This is a genomic window from Luminiphilus sp. nBUS_16 (assembly GCF_051201645.1).
Taxonomy (GTDB): domain Bacteria; phylum Pseudomonadota; class Gammaproteobacteria; order Pseudomonadales; family Halieaceae; genus Luminiphilus.
Window position 1 is genome coordinate 1,299,160 of sequence record NZ_CP179205.1, and the last position, 14,596, is coordinate 1,313,755.

At 55.0% G+C, this 14,596-nt stretch carries 14 protein-coding genes; 11 read left to right on the plus strand and 3 right to left on the minus strand.

The genetic code is table 11. The annotated features are described in order from the left end of the window. Window positions 1-24 precede the first annotated feature (24 nt). Window positions 25-1,050, minus strand: a complete 1,026-nt coding sequence (locus ACMAY6_RS05725; protein ID WP_435215218.1) for a tRNA dihydrouridine synthase — start codon at window positions 1,048-1,050, stop codon at window positions 25-27. Between the two features lie 93 nt (window positions 1,051-1,143). On the opposite strand from ACMAY6_RS05725, the gene accA reads away from it, so the two are divergent. From accA to ACMAY6_RS05780, 11 genes are all read left to right on the plus strand, one after another. Then, the gene (accA, locus tag ACMAY6_RS05730; RefSeq protein WP_435215220.1) at window positions 1,144-2,091 is read left to right on the plus strand and encodes an acetyl-CoA carboxylase carboxyl transferase subunit alpha; all 948 of its coding nucleotides are present in this window, start codon (window positions 1,144-1,146) and stop codon (window positions 2,089-2,091) included. An 80-nt stretch (window positions 2,092-2,171) separates the two neighbouring features. Beyond that, entirely contained in the window at window positions 2,172-3,434 is a 1,263-nt protein-coding gene (gene tilS, locus ACMAY6_RS05735; protein WP_435215222.1) for a tRNA lysidine(34) synthetase TilS, read from the plus strand. Window positions 3,435-3,553: 119 nt separating this feature from the next. Then, complete coding sequence (locus ACMAY6_RS05740; RefSeq protein WP_435215224.1) at window positions 3,554-5,206, plus strand: CTP synthase; 1,653 nt, start codon at window positions 3,554-3,556, stop codon at window positions 5,204-5,206. 3 nt (window positions 5,207-5,209) lie between these two features. Then, on the plus strand, window positions 5,210-6,067 hold the full coding sequence (gene kdsA / locus ACMAY6_RS05745; RefSeq protein WP_435215226.1) for a 3-deoxy-8-phosphooctulonate synthase: 858 nt from the start codon (window positions 5,210-5,212) through the stop codon (window positions 6,065-6,067). Between the two features lie 20 nt (window positions 6,068-6,087). Then, window positions 6,088-7,377 (plus strand): phosphopyruvate hydratase, encoded by a 1,290-nt coding sequence (gene eno / locus ACMAY6_RS05750; protein WP_435215228.1) that lies wholly within the window; start codon window positions 6,088-6,090, stop codon window positions 7,375-7,377. Window positions 7,378-7,382: 5 nt separating this feature from the next. Next, the gene (gene ftsB, locus ACMAY6_RS05755; protein WP_435215230.1) at window positions 7,383-7,679 is read left to right on the plus strand and encodes a cell division protein FtsB; all 297 of its coding nucleotides are present in this window, start codon (window positions 7,383-7,385) and stop codon (window positions 7,677-7,679) included. Next, entirely contained in the window at window positions 7,676-8,380 is a 705-nt protein-coding gene (ispD, locus tag ACMAY6_RS05760) for a 2-C-methyl-D-erythritol 4-phosphate cytidylyltransferase (RefSeq protein WP_435215232.1), read from the plus strand. Before ftsB ends, ispD begins: the two co-directional genes overlap by 4 nt. Then, the gene (gene ispF, locus ACMAY6_RS05765; RefSeq protein WP_435215959.1) at window positions 8,380-8,868 is read left to right on the plus strand and encodes a 2-C-methyl-D-erythritol 2,4-cyclodiphosphate synthase; all 489 of its coding nucleotides are present in this window, start codon (window positions 8,380-8,382) and stop codon (window positions 8,866-8,868) included. Before ispD ends, ispF begins: the two co-directional genes overlap by 1 nt. A gap of 3 nt (window positions 8,869-8,871) precedes the next feature. After that, entirely contained in the window at window positions 8,872-9,525 is a 654-nt protein-coding gene (locus tag ACMAY6_RS05770) for a protein-L-isoaspartate(D-aspartate) O-methyltransferase (RefSeq protein WP_435215234.1), read from the plus strand. After that, window positions 9,525-10,475: a DUF368 domain-containing protein gene (locus ACMAY6_RS05775; RefSeq protein WP_435215235.1), complete on the plus strand. Its 951-nt coding sequence runs from the start codon at window positions 9,525-9,527 to the stop codon at window positions 10,473-10,475. The genes ACMAY6_RS05770 and ACMAY6_RS05775 overlap by 1 nt, the downstream gene beginning before the upstream one ends. A 1-nt stretch (window position 10,476) precedes the next feature. Next, window positions 10,477-11,481 (plus strand): peptidoglycan DD-metalloendopeptidase family protein, encoded by a 1,005-nt coding sequence (locus ACMAY6_RS05780; protein WP_435215236.1) that lies wholly within the window; start codon window positions 10,477-10,479, stop codon window positions 11,479-11,481. 78 nt (window positions 11,482-11,559) lie between these two features. Here ACMAY6_RS05780 and fdxA read toward each other — a convergent pair whose 3' ends face one another. Together fdxA and mutS are read right to left on the minus strand one after the other, a co-directional pair. Next, entirely contained in the window at window positions 11,560-11,883 is a 324-nt protein-coding gene (gene fdxA / locus ACMAY6_RS05785) for a ferredoxin FdxA (RefSeq protein ID WP_435215238.1), read from the minus strand. Window positions 11,884-11,949: 66 nt separating this feature from the next. Next, a complete protein-coding gene (gene mutS / locus ACMAY6_RS05790) occupies window positions 11,950-14,508 on the minus strand; it encodes a DNA mismatch repair protein MutS (protein WP_435215240.1) in 2,559 nt (852 codons plus the stop codon). Window positions 14,509-14,596 lie beyond the last annotated feature (88 nt).

Genomic DNA, 14,596 nt, shown 5'->3' on the forward strand with positions numbered 1-14,596 from the left:
TTCCTTCCTGATATCGAAAAAGGGTTATGCAGCTTCCGAAATGGCGGGTGCAATGTCGTCTAGCGCTTGATCCATAACATCAAAATCTCTGATGCGTTTGACGGAAGCAAATAAAGCGCCAGCTTGGGGGAAATAATGCTTAAGGTAAACCAGCCATTGCTTTAGTGGATTACAGGCATATCGGGGTTCATAGGCATTGGCGTTGCTGCGCAGGTACGTTTGCAAAAGCGGAAAAACCTCGGCCCATGTCATGGCTGGGGTGTTTAACCCCTGCCAGGTGTTGCGAACAGCGCGGGCGAGATCGGGCCGGCAAAGGGCGCCACGCGCCAACATGAAGTTGTGGCAGTGGCTGACCTCGCCACAGCGTATGACGTCCCCCGGGGACCAAAGCTCTCCATTTGCAATAATCGGTATCGGGGATTCTTGAGCAATAGCAGCCAATCGTGACCAGTGTGCGGGCGGGCGATAGCCTTGGCGGCGGGTCCTTGCGTGAATAGTCAGCTCAGAGACCCCGCCGTCCATGGCCGCTTTTACAATGGCCTCAAATTGCCCGTCATCGTCGAAACCCAGCCTGATTTTGGCTGTGACAGGCACCTCTGGCGTTACGGCGTCGCGAACTTCCGAGCAGACGGCACGCAAAACATCAGGTGTTTTTAGAAGAACGGCGCCGCCGTTGGATTTGTTCACGGTCTTGGCAGGGCAGCCAAAATTGAGGTCGATTCCCGGTGCGCCGAGTTTTTCAGCCACCTGTGCGTTGCGAGCCATGAGGTCGGGGTTGTTGCCCAATAATTGCAAAAAAACTGGGGTGCCCGCAGGGGTCCTGCCACCCAGCGCAAGTTCAGGGCACAGCCTATAAAAGACTCGGGGTGGCAGCACGGTTTGAGAAATTCGAACAAACTCCGTAACACAACGGTCGTAACCGCCAATGTTTGTGAGCAGTTCTCGCATAACGCTATCGATCACGCCCTCCATAGGTGCGAGGACCAAACGGTGGTCTGTTGTGGGGGTTTTGATCGTATGGGAGGTCATCATCGCGCGACAAGCATACATGACCCGGTAATAGAGTCCTATGTTGGCATGGCGTGCAGGGCCACCCTTTTGTAGACTAGGGCCATAAACAGGCAGCCGAGACGGTAAGTGTCCATGAATCCCAATTACCTCGATTTTGAACAACCCATCGCCGAGCTTGAGGGCAAGATTGAGGAACTCAGCAATGTGGGTTCCGATGCGGACATAAATCTTGCCGAGGAAATCGATCGGCTACGTGAGAAGAGCACGGGTCTCACTGAAAAAATTTATGCCGATCTCAGCCCTTGGGATATCGTCCGGGTCGCTCGACATCCCTTGCGTCCTTATACCTTGGATTATATCGACCATGTTTTTACCGAATTCGATGAATTACACGGAGATCGGCATTTTGGCGATGACAAAGCGATTGTAGGGGGTGTGGCCCGTCTCGATGATCGTCCTGTCATGGTGATTGGACAGGAAAAAGGTCGAACGGTTAAAGATAAGGTCTACCGAAACTTCGGGATGCCTAAACCTGAGGGATATCGGAAGGCGTTGCGCTTAATGGAGATGGCGGAGCGCTTCAAAATGCCGGTGGTCACTCTCATCGATACACCCGGAGCCTACCCCGGCATTGACTCAGAAGAACGCGGCATTTCTGAAGCGATTGCGCAAAATCTAGCAGTTATGTCGCGTTTGCGAACGCCGATTGTATGCACCGTTATTGGTGAAGGATCCTCGGGAGGCGCATTGGGCATTGGTGTTGGAGATCATCTTGCGATGTTGCAGTACGCCACATACTTCGTGATTTCCCCAGAAGGGTGCGCCAATATTATTTGGAAGAGCAGTGAGTTTGCACCACAGGCGGCTTCCGCAATGGGCGTAACTTCAAGCACTTTGGAAGATTTAGACATTGTTGATGCAACGATCCGTGAGCCTTTGGGGGGCGCTCATCGAGACCCTCTGGAAATGGCACGTCGTGTGAAAGCACATTTGGTGGAGCAGGTAGATAGGCTTTGCTCAGTGGAGACAGACGTTATGCTGGAGGCGCGGTACCAGCGGCTTATGTCGTACGGTAACTGACTCTGCCCGATACCTCTTTACTCGATGAGTTAACCCCCGAGTTTAAGCAGGACCACCACGCAAGCGCGTGGGTGGTGGGCTTGAGTGGCGGCTGTGACAGTATGGTGCTGCTCCACTTAGCGGCAATGTGGCGCGATGGCGGGGGGCCGGCGGTGCGTGCGGTACACGTCCATCATGGCCTGTCTCAAGAGGCTGATGCTTGGACGGAACTCTGCGAGAAGGTTTGTCAGCAATACTCGGTCGACTTGTCGGTTTATCGGGTTTGCCCAGCTACAGATCAGGGTAAAGGCCTCGAGGCTGCAGCCAGAACCGCGCGTTACGGTGTTTACCGGCAACATTTACAAGCTCAAGAAGTTCTGCTGCTCGCGCATCATGCCGACGATCAGGTTGAGACGGTTATGCAGCGCTTATTGCGCGGCACAGGGCCCAGAGGGCTCGCTGGGATGCCTCGGCGCCGGGCGTTGGGGCAGGGCTATTTATCTCGACCCTTACTCGGTGTGCCCCGCTCAGCTATCAGGCGTTGGGCTGAACACCACGCCCTCGCTTATGTGACGGATGTCAGCAACCTTGATGATCGCTTTGACAGGGGGTTTTTGCGGACTCAGATCCTTCCAAAACTAGGCCAGAGGTGGCCTGGCTATCGTGAGTCTATTCGACGGGCGACGACGTTACAGGCAGATTTTCTGAGGCAATACTACGAGCAGCCACTGGTGTTGACTGAGAATGCGATGGGTGAGGACGCACTGGCCTACAACGCTAACGACGATTCGGAGGAAAGTCGGCGATTATTGGCGTCTTCCTTGCACCGTTGGCTCTCTGAGCAGGCAGTAGATGTACCGGGGGCTGTGCGACTCACCGAGTTTGTTCGCCAGTGTTTTGAGGCTCGAGCCGATCGCTGCCCTGAAATCGATGTGGGTGGCGGTGTGTTACGAGCTTGGCGGGGGTTGATAAGTTTTTCGTTCCTTCGCTCTGAACCACGCCCCCACCTAGCCGCAAACTTAATGGCCGGAGAGTGCAGTGAAGTGGGTTGCGGCGAGGTGACTTGGGTTCTTACATCGGGGAGTCAGGGGTTTTGCCCCGGAGAGGCGGTCTCTGTGAGGTATCGGGCTGAAGGGGAGCGTTTTAGGCGCACAGGTGCGCATACGCGGGACTTTGGGACCCTGTGTCAGGCCCATGACGTGCCGCCCTGGTGGCGATCGAGACTGCCTATTTTCTGCCGTGGAGAGACCCCCTTATACATTCCCTTGATCGGGGCGTTGTGGGAGCGAGAACATGACGAGAAGGATGGTTTCCAGCGCCTCGTGCCCCTGTGGCAGCCGATTAAACCTTCACCTTGGAATTGAGTGCGTCGCGGCGAGATGGTAGACTAACTTCCCATCTGAGTTAAGGTGACGACGGCCTCTATGGCGCTGTCACTAACGGCTTCAACCTCATGGGGTTCGCCCCTGCAACGGTGGTCGGCATGACGCGTTATGTGTTCGTTACAGGTGGGGTAGTTTCTTCCCTAGGCAAAGGTATTGCTGCGGCTTCTCTCGCCGCCGTTTTGGAAGCGCGGGGATTGAAGGTCACTCTTCTCAAATTAGACCCCTACATAAATCTTGACCCCGGTACGATGAGCCCTTTCCAGCACGGCGAGGTGTTCGTGACCGATGATGGTGCCGAGACCGATTTGGATCTGGGACACTACGAGCGCTTTACCCGAACGACCATGACGAAGCGTAATAACTTCACCACCGGGCGAGTTTACGACGCTGTGCTGCGTAAAGAGCGCCGCGGTGACTATTTGGGTGGCACGGTGCAGGTGATTCCTCACGTCACCGATGAAATCAAACGCCGGGTCATTGAGGGTGCTGATGGCGCTGATGTGGCGGTGGTAGAAGTTGGCGGTACTGCGGGCGATATTGAGAGTCAGCCATTTCTTGAGGCTGTTCGGCAGCTCAAGTTGGAGTTGGGTGCAACCCGGGCGCTGCTTATGCACCTTACCCTGATTCCTTACATTGCCACCGCAGGAGAGATAAAAACAAAGCCCACTCAGCACTCTGTCAAAGAGCTGCGCTCAATTGGTCTTCAACCCGACGTCCTGCTGTGCCGCTGCGCTGTCGATGTCGATGAGGGTGCGCGGCGTAAAATTTCACTCTTTACCAACGTAGAGTTTCGAGCGGTTATTCCTCTGCTCGATGCCGATTCTATTTACAAAATTCCCGGAAATTTGAGCGTTAATGGCCTAGACGACTATGTGCTTGAACAGTTCCAGCTCGAATGCCCGGCCGCTGATTTGTCAGAGTGGGACGAAGTTGTTGCCCGAGAGTTTAGTGAAACTCGAGGCACTGTGACGGTAGGGATGGTGGGCAAGTACGTCGATTTGGCCGATGCCTACAAGTCGCTTAATGAAGCGCTTCATCATGCGGGGCTGCAGACTTTGACCAAAGTCGATATTCAGTATATCGACGCTGAGGATATAGAGTCTCAGGGGGTCGCACTGCTGGCAAACCTCGATGCAATTCTGGTGCCAGGGGGCTTTGGTGACAGAGGTATCAATGGAAAAATTGAAGCCGTGCGTTACGCTCGAGAAAATAACATTCCGTTTTTAGGCATTTGCCTCGGGATGCACATGGCTATGATCGAGTATGGTCGTCATGTATGCGGACTCACTGGGGCCCACTCGTCAGAAATGGAGCCCAATACCCCTCATCCGGTGGTCGCTTTGATCACTGAATGGCAGGATGCGGATGGCACATTCGAACGGCGTGATGAGCAGTCCGATTTGGGAGGAACCATGCGATTGGGAGCCCAAACGTGTCACCTTGTAGAGGGCAGTTTGGCTCACCAAGTTTATGGTGCACCGGAAATCCGCGAACGGCATCGGCACCGTTATGAGATCAACAACAATTACGTAGCCCAAATTGAGGCCGCAGGGCTTCGCGTCGGGGGCTGGTCAAAGGACCGCGAGTTGGTCGAAATGGTCGAGCTGCCTTCACACCCCTGGTTTTTGGCCTGCCAGTTTCACCCTGAGTTCACTTCAAGGCCCAGGGGCGGACACCCACTGTTCACCAGTTATATTGAAGCAGCGCTGCAGCATACCGAAGAGCTGGCAGCGTCAAAGGCTAAAGGCTGACTCGTGTCTGACACTCCAGTTACCATTTCTGCCGGCGATATTCAGTTTGGCAACCATTTGCCTTTCGTACTCATTGGGGGAATTAACGTTCTCGAGAGCGAGCAGTTTGCAGTCGATGTCGCGGGACATTACCGCGAGGTTTGCGAACGCTTATCCATTCCGCTGGTGTTCAAAGCGTCCTACGACAAAGCCAATCGCTCTTCGGTGAAATCTTATAGAGGACCTGGGCTGGAGTTGGGGCTTAAGCAACTGGGTGCGGTAAAAAGCGCGCTGGGTGTTGCCACACTGACCGATGTTCATGCGCCTGACGAAGCCGCTGCCGCTGCTGAGGTTTGTGACATTATCCAGCTCCCTGCTTTTCTTGCGCGCCAGACCGATTTAATACAGGCAATGGCGACAACGGGAGCCGTTGTAAATATCAAAAAACCCCAGTTTTTAAGTCCAGAGCAAATGGCCCACATCGTGGATAAGTTTCGTGAGTGTGGCAATGACCAGCTATTACTTTGTGAGCGGGGCAGTAATTTTGGCTATGACAACCTCGTTGTCGACATGCTCGGCTTTGGCGTGATGCAGCGCGTCTCGGGCGGCTTGCCGCTAATCTTTGACGTGACTCACGCCCTGCAACGTCGAGACCCCGGGCAAAGCGCTTCAGGTGGTCGTAGGCAACAAGTGTTGTCATTGGCGCGATCAGGTATGGCCGTGGGTCTTGCGGGTTTATTTTTGGAAGCCCACCCCGATCCCGATAAAGCCTTGTGCGATGGTCCCAGCGCACTGCCGCTGCACCTGCTTGAGCCTTTTCTTGAGCAAGTCAAAGCCGTTGATACGATGGCAAAAGCCTTACCCCACCTCACCATTAATTAAACACAACTGGAGAACCTGAAGTGAACGAGATCGTCGACGTACGTGCTTTCGAAGTATTGGACTCACGGGGAAATCCCACGGTAATGGCGGAGGTCACGCTAGACAACGATGCGGTGGGCGTTGCTTGTGCACCCTCCGGTGCTAGTACCGGGAGCCGAGAGGCTCTGGAATTGCGCGACAACGATCCGAAACGGTACCTCGGCAAGGGAGTTTTGCAGGCGGTGGGCAATGTTAACGGGCCCATTCGTGATCTGCTTCTGGGACACGATGCTAGCGATCAGCGGGGCATCGATCAGCGTATGATTGAGGCCGATGGCACTGAAAACAAAGGTGAATTTGGCGCCAATGCCATCCTCGCGGTTTCATTGGCTGCGGCCAAAGTGGCAGCAACGGCCAGCGGTATTCCTCTTTACCAACACATTGCCAATCTATCGGGTAATGAGCAGATGACGATGCCCGTGCCGATGATGAATATTCTTAACGGTGGTGAGCACGCCGACAATAATGTCGATATACAAGAGTTTATGATTCAGCCAGTTTCTGCCGGTACTTTCTCGGATGCGCTGCGGATTGGGGCAGAAATTTTTCATCATTTAAAGAAGGTGCTATCTGCTCGTGGTCTGGCGACGGCAGTGGGCGATGAGGGTGGGTTTGCGCCCAATCTCCCCTCGAATGCCGCGGCCCTCGATGTCATTGCTGAGGCCGTTGATGTGGCGGGGTACAAGCTTGGGTCAGACATTACTTTAGCCCTCGACTGTGCCGCTTCTGAATTTTATAAAGATGGCCTCTACGATCTCCAGGGCGAGGGCCGGCAATTCAATAGCAGCGAATTTGCCGACTACTTGGGCGATTTGTGCAACCAACACCCCATTATTTCCATCGAAGACGGGCTGGACGAGTCCGACTGGGAGGGATGGGCAACGCTGACCCAAAAACTTGGGGATCGCATTCAGTTAGTTGGCGACGACCTCTTTGTGACCAATACAAAAATCTTGGAGCGCGGAATCCGCGAAAACATCGGCAATTCGATTTTGATTAAATTTAATCAGATCGGCTCTTTGTCGGAGACCTTGGATGCCATTGCCATGGCGCGAGGCGCAGGTTACACAGCCGTGATTTCCCATCGATCTGGGGAAACCGAAGACGCCACGATTGCCGATCTCGCGGTGGGTACGGGCGCAGGACAGATAAAAACCGGGTCGCTGTGTCGATCAGATCGCGTTGCCAAGTACAATCGGTTGTTGCGTATTGAGGCTGCGCTGGGACTAACGGCGCCTTATCGTGGCCGCGACGAGTTTGCTCGAGGCTAATGCCCATGCGTATCTTGGCTGCCGTGTTACTGAGCCTGATGGTGTTTCTTCAGTACCGACTCTGGTTTGGCGAGGGGGGCATTGCCGAGGGTGTGCGATTACAGGAAAAAATTGTGGTAGAGGAAGCGCGTAATGCTGAACTGAAGGCCCGTAACGATCGCTTGGCGCATCAGGTACTGGAGCTTCAAAACGGTCATTTAGCCGTAGAGCAGCATGCGCGGGAGGAGCTGGGGCTGGTGAAAGACGACGAAACCTACTATCAGTTTGTCGAGCCATCGGAGCCGGCGTCTCCGCAACCATGAGTAGCCTGTGGGCCGTAGTTCCTGCGGCTGGGTCGGGCCAGCGTATGGCCGCAGAAATACCCAAGCAATACCTGCGAATTGCAGGGGCCACCATTCTTGAATACGCCCTGCGTGCACTACTCGCTTGCCCCGATGTGCGTGGTGTCGTCGTGGTAGTAGATCCTGCAGATCGCCGCGCGGATGAGATTTTGAGCCTTAGTGATCCCAGAGTTACCCGGGCTTCTGGTGGGGCAGAGCGGGCTGACTCGGTTCTATCAGGACTGCGCAGTCTTGCCGGTATTGCCGCGCAAGACGACTGGGTCCTGGTGCACGATGCCGCTCGGCCCTGCTTGCCTTTGGCAGATTTGCAGCGCTTTATCGATGCCATTAAAGCAGGTGGTGTCGGCGGTCTGCTGGCGCAGAGGGTCAGTGATACGATTAAGCGAGTGGGGAAGGACCAACGCGTTGAAGAAACCTTGGACAGAGAGAGCTTGTGGCGCGCTCAGACACCTCAAATGTTCCGCTGGTCTGAGCTCTCTTTCGCTTTAGAACAGTCACTGGATAAAGGCCTGCCGGTCACCGACGAGGCCAGTGCGATGGAGCAGGCGGGGTATGACGTACAAATTGTTGAAGGGCCCTCCTGCAATTTGAAGGTGACGGTGCCAGATGACCTGAGGGTTGCTGAGTATTATTTAAAAACGTGGGCGGTGAAGCGAACATGATGCGTATCGGACATGGTTTTGACGTCCATGCTTTTGGTCCCGGAGACCACGTCATTTTAGGCGGCGAAAAAATTTCCCACAGCGCCGGTCTGGTTGCCCATTCCGACGGTGATGTGGTGCTTCACGCCCTTTGTGATGCGCTCTTGGGAGCGGCTGGGTTAGGGGACATTGGGAAGCACTTCCCCGATACCGACGCGGCTTATGCCAATGCCGACAGCCGTGGGCTATTGCGACATGTTGTGACCTTGCTGGGAGCGCAACAGTGGCAGGCCATGAACGTTGATATCACCATCATCGCGCAGCAGCCAAAAATGGCCCCCCACATTGACGCCATGCGCGCTCATATTGCGAGTGATCTTGGGGTCGAGCTTAATGCCGTTAACGTCAAGGCAACTACGACAGAAAAGCTGGGCTACATTGGGCGAGAAGAGGGTATCGCGTGCCACGCTGTCACCCTGCTGACTGCACGGGCCGGTGAAGGGGCCTGATCGATGGACCGTGACGGAATTGGCATGACCTCCATGCGAACGCGCCAGAGACTGGTGCAGCGTTTGGTGGAGCAGGGCATTACATCGACTCAAGTCCTTGAGGCTGTCCGGTCAACACCGCGACATTTATTTGTTGATGAGGCCCTTGCCCACCGTGCCTATGAAGACACTGCGCTGCCTATTGGATGGAACCAAACGCTGTCACAGCCTTATATTGTGGCCAGAATGACCGAGCTGGCAATAGCCAATGGCACACCGAAAAAAGTCCTCGAGATTGGCAGTGGATCGGGCTATCAAACAGCCATACTCGCGCAAGTCTCGGGGGAGGTTTATGCGATGGAGCGGATCAAAGGTCTCTCAGATCGATCGCGGAAGCGTTTCAGAGATCTGCGCTTGCGCAACGTTCAGCTGCGATTTGGTGATGGTCTCGCGGGCTGGCCAGATAAAGGTCCCTTTGACGTAATTTTATCGGCCGCCGCACCGGAACAAGTACCATCGGCATTGCTGGAGCAGCTAGCCATGGGGGGGCGCCTAATTATGCCCGTAGGCAACCGGGCTCAGGATTTAGTTGTCGTGCACGCAACCGAGTCAGGCTTTGAAACTGAGGCTGTAGAGCCAGTTAATTTTGTGCCGATGTTGCCGGGGGTGGAGCGATAATGGCGATTCCAAGCTGGAGCATTTTTCTGCGTGGGGCTGCGATGGGCGCCGCTGATCTTGTCCCTGGAGTCTCTGGGGGCACGGTAGCCCTCATTACCGGAATCTATCCGCGACTTTTGGCCGCAGTGACATCGGTGAACGCGTCTGCCATGCGCCTGTTGTTACGCGGGCAATGGCAGGCTCTTTGGCGACACGTCGATGGCGAGTTTCTGTTGCCCCTTATGTTGGGTATTGGGTCGGCTATTTTTAGTTTGGCTGGAACACTAAAATTGTTGCTGGCGACACAGCCTCTTTTAGTTTGGTCGTTTTTTTGTGGCTTGGTGTTGGTGTCGAGTTTGACACTTATGCGCACCGAAATTGCGCGTCTGACGCCCACTGTTGTCCTCATGTCGTTGCTGGGCGTAGCCGCGATGTTGCTGCTGGGATTGGGCTCTGGAATTAGTTTTCCACAGCACTTGGGCGGTTTTTTTGTGGCGGGATTGCTAGGTATTTGCGCGATGATTTTACCCGGTATTTCAGGCAGTTTTATTTTGTTGCTGCTTGGCATGTATGGGCCAATTATTTCGTCAGTTGCCGATCGAGAATGGATTCCCTTAATAGTGTTCGCTGGGGGCTGCGGCATTGGCCTGCTTATTTTTAGTCGATTTCTGAGTTTTGTATTAGCCCGGGCGCGCGTTGCCACTATGGCACTTCTGGTGGGATTTTTACTGGGCTCTTTGGTCATTTTATGGCCATGGCAACAGGTGCTGCAGACAACGATCGACAGCGATGGTCAGGTTCGCCCCACACAAACGGCCCCGGTCTCGCCGTTCTACTACGAGCAAACTACGGGGGATAGTCAGTTACTAGGCTGTTTACTCAGTGCTGCATTGGGTGCAGGCCTTGTTATTTCGCTGCATAGGTTGGCGGGTCGCTCAGCGACGAATCGAGCTGCGGATGTGCCGCAGTAGTATGACCGTCCCATGGGCAAGGCTCTGCTACTTAGCGATCGCTTTACTGTGGGGTTGTTCGAATAATCCGCCAGCGCCTATTGAAACTCGACAAGGCGTTACCCTCGAGCGCAATAGGGACGCCGTCACCCCTGAGGTGGCGCACGCTCCCCAGTACGGTGGCTCTCTTGACCATGGTGAGCCGTACACTGTGCAAGAGGGCGATACCTTATATTCGATCGCTTTCCGTCTCGGTGCTGATTATCGATTACTAGCCAGAGCCAATGACATTGCGCCCCCTTATCTTATTTATCCGGGGCAAACTCTCAGCACCATCGATCCTGTTGCGGGCTCTGTGGTCGACGGGTCGGCAGCTGTCGCTTTATCTCATCCGCCAGCGCCAAAGGCGGTCGAGGTTAAATCCAAACCTAAACCAAAGTCTGTGTCTCAGCCCCAATCACAAACTCAACCCGCAGCGAAACCTCAGCCGGCAGCGCCGAAAGGTTCAGTAGCAACGTCTGCTGCCGAGGCAAGTGGGCAAGGGGCAACGCCGCCCAAAGTGACTTCAAGTCCACCCCCGACCAAAGCGATACCCGTGGCTAAAGCGCCAGCCCCGCAGGTTAAATCGGTGGTTGGCGGCGAGGCGCCTACGCTGGGACCTGTGACCCGCTGGTTGTGGCCGGGCAAGGGCCCGGTGGAGCGTGCCTATTCGGCCGTGCTCCATAAGGGTATCGACATTGCTGGTCAGCGTGGTGATCCGGTTTATGCCACGGCTGCGGGTGTGGTTGTGTACGCAGGTACCGGCGTGAAGGGGTACGGTGCGTTGCTGATCGTTAAACACAACGATCAGTTTCTCAGTGCTTATGGGCACAATGACGCGATGCTGGTAGCGGAGGGTGCCAATATCCGTGCTGGACAACAGTTAGCCCGGATGGGCAGCAGCGGGACAGACACCGTCAAGTTGCACTTTGAGATTCGCCGCAAGGGACAGCCGGTTGATCCACTGCGCTTACTGCCCCGCCGTTAAGATGTGACACCACTCAACGGCGCCTCTCTACGGGCCTACGCCACAAAGCTCTCTGGTTTGTTGTCTTGGCGAACGCGACTAACGCTGTAACAGCGGCAGTTTGTCTGACTTTCCAGTCCAAGCCTCGGCGTCTTCCAAGGCGGGTTTTTTCTCTGTGATGTTGGGCCAGATGTCGGCGAGTTCGGCATTCAACTCTAGGAACTGCTCTTGCCCTGCGGGTAGCTCATCTTCTGAGTAGATCGCATCAATAGGGCACTCAGGTTCACACAACGCGCAGTCGATGCATTCGTCGGGGTGTATGACCAAAAAATTGGGGCCCTCGTAAAAACAGTCCACCGGGCATACTTCGACACAGTCGGTGTGTTTACAATTGATACAGTCTTCGCCTACAACAAAGGTCATGCTTACTTATCTCCAGTTGGTCCGACGCAAGGATACGGCCTTCTGAGTCGATTTGAAATACGCCAGTTACAACTGTTTGCGAAGTTCGTACAGAATTTCTAGCGCGGCCCTCGGTGAGACCTCATCAAGGCTCAAACTTTCAAGTTGCTCAATCACCGGGTGCGCGTTGGGAGTTGCGAAAAAATCGTTTTGAGAGGGGGGTATCACGGTTTCAACCTGTATTTTTCCAGTCTCCAACTGTTTGAGTTTGTCGCGAGCGAGGGCGAGAACGCTGTCCGGAACACCGGCAAGTTTGGCCACTTGCAGGCCGAAACTTCGATTGGCAGGCCCCTCCTGAATGTTGTGCATGAAAACGACATGGTCCTCGTGTTCTGTGGCGTCTAGATGAACGTTGGCCATGGCGTCGTGCTGCTCTGGTAGGTGTGTGAGCTCAAAATAGTGGGTGGCAAACAGGGTAAAGGCACGAACTTGTGTTGCGAGAGCAACCGCTGCCGCCCAGGCAAGGCTCAAACCATCGTAGGTGCTGGTTCCTCTGCCGACCTCATCCATGAGAACGAGGCTCCTAGGCGTGGCGTTGTGCAAAATATTGGCAGTCTCGGTCATTTCCACCATAAAGGTTGAGCGGCCGCTGGCAAGGTCGTCCGATGACCCTATGCGGGTGAAAATTCGATCGATGGGTGACAACTGAACCTGCTTTGCAGGGACGAATGCACCAACGTGCGCCAACAGCGCGATCAGCGCTGTCTGTCGCATATAGGTGGATTTACCCCCCATGTTCGGACCGGTAATGAGTAGCATTCGTCGCTGAGCGTCGAGCCGGGTGCCGTTGGCAATGAAAGGTGTTTCGAGCACCTGTTCAATAACGGGATGGCGGCCAGCTTCTATATCGAGCAACAAGGTGTCGGTGAATTCGGGGCAGACCAGGTCTAGCGTCAGAGCCCGTTCGGCAAAACAGGCGAAGACATCAAGATTACACAACGCCTCGGCCGAGGTTTGCAGTGGGGCCAGCTGTTGCTGCAATTCTTTGACCAAGGCTTCGTAGAGAAATTTTTCACGGGAGAGAGCCCGAGATTTCGCCGAGAGGGCCTTGTCTTCAAAGGCCTTGAGCTCAGGTGTAATAAAGCGCTCAGCGTTCTTCAGTGTTTGTCGGCGTACGTAGGTATCGGGAGCAGCGTCAGATTGTGCGCGTGAGATCTCGATGTAATAGCCATGGACGCGGTTGTAGCCAACTTTTAACGTGTTGAGCCCTGTGGCTTCCCGCTCACGCTGTTCAATTTCCAGAAGATATTTGCTGGCATTGCGCGAGATATTGCGCAGTTCGTCAAGCTCCTCATCGTAGCCGTCGGCGATGACACCCCCATCCCGTATCACCACGGGCGGATTCTCGATCAATGCTCTTGTTAGCAGCGTCACTAACTCAGGAAACTCGCCTAGCGCCTCAGCAGTTGCAGCAAGTCGGTGAGAGTGTTCAACACCAATGCTCGAGAGTTCTGCTCTGAGTTGGGGCAGTGCGCTCAGGCTGTCGCACAGGCGGGTAAGATCCCTAGGACGTGCGGACCCTAAGGCGACCCGTGCCAAAATACGCTCGACATCGCCCACGGTTTTGAGCAGAGAGCGGACTGTCTCAAATCGATAGTCCTCGATAAGGTCCTTGACTGCTTCCTGTCTGGCGGTGAGCTCGGCGACGGTACAAATAGGACGATGCAGCCATCGGCGGAGGTGCCGTGTACCCATCGCGGTAACGGTTGTCGCAAAAACAGCAAATAGGGTGTGTTCTTCGCCCCCCTGAAGGTTGCGATCTATTTCAAGGTTCCTGCGGGTTGCTGCATCAAGCAGTACGGTTTCTGTGAGTTTTTCTTCGCGGATTCCTCGAATGTGGGGCAGGTTGCCCCGTTGGGTGTCCTTTAAGTAGTCAAGTAGGCATCCGGCTGCAGCGAGGCCTAGGTCAAGATCCTCGCAGCCAAACCCCCGCAGATCTTGGGTTTGAAACTGGGCATTCAGAGCGCGCCTCGCGGCGGCCGTATCAAACTGCCACGGTGGTTGCTGCCGCACGCCGCTTCGACCCTCTAAGCCGGTATGGAAGCTACCCTCAGCGACTAAAATTTCGGCCGGCGACAGGCGCTCAAGCTCCGCTAGTAAGGCTTCGTTGTCGCTGACCTCGGTAATGACAAAGCGACCGCTGGAAATATCAGCCCAGGCAAGCCCAGCGCGCCCATGCTCTTGATGCAGCGCAAGCAGCAGTGCGTCATTGCGGGCATCAAGCAGGGATTCGTCAGTGAGGGTGCCGGGGGTCACGATGCGTGTGACTTTGCGCTCGACGGGCCCTTTGCTGGTGGCGGGGTCGCCAATTTGCTCGGCAATTGCGACTGCAAATCCGCTGCGCACCAAACGCGCCAGATAGTTTTCTGCGGCGTGAAAGGGCACGCCGGCCATGGGTATCGGCTGTCCCGCGGACTTTCCCCGCGCGGTCAGGGTAATGTCGAGGGCCTCTGCCGCCACTTTGGCATCCTCGTAAAAAAGTTCGTAAAAATCCCCCATGCGATAAAACAGCAACTCGTGCGGATGTTCGCGCTTTATCGCCAAATACTGCTGCATCATAGGCGTGTGTGATGAGGGGTCTGACATAGTGTTCAGCTGGGTCCGATGAGTCATGTGTGGCTGTTGTTCGTATTCTACGGCCTATGTCCTCAGGAGGCGATCAGAGATGCAGCAA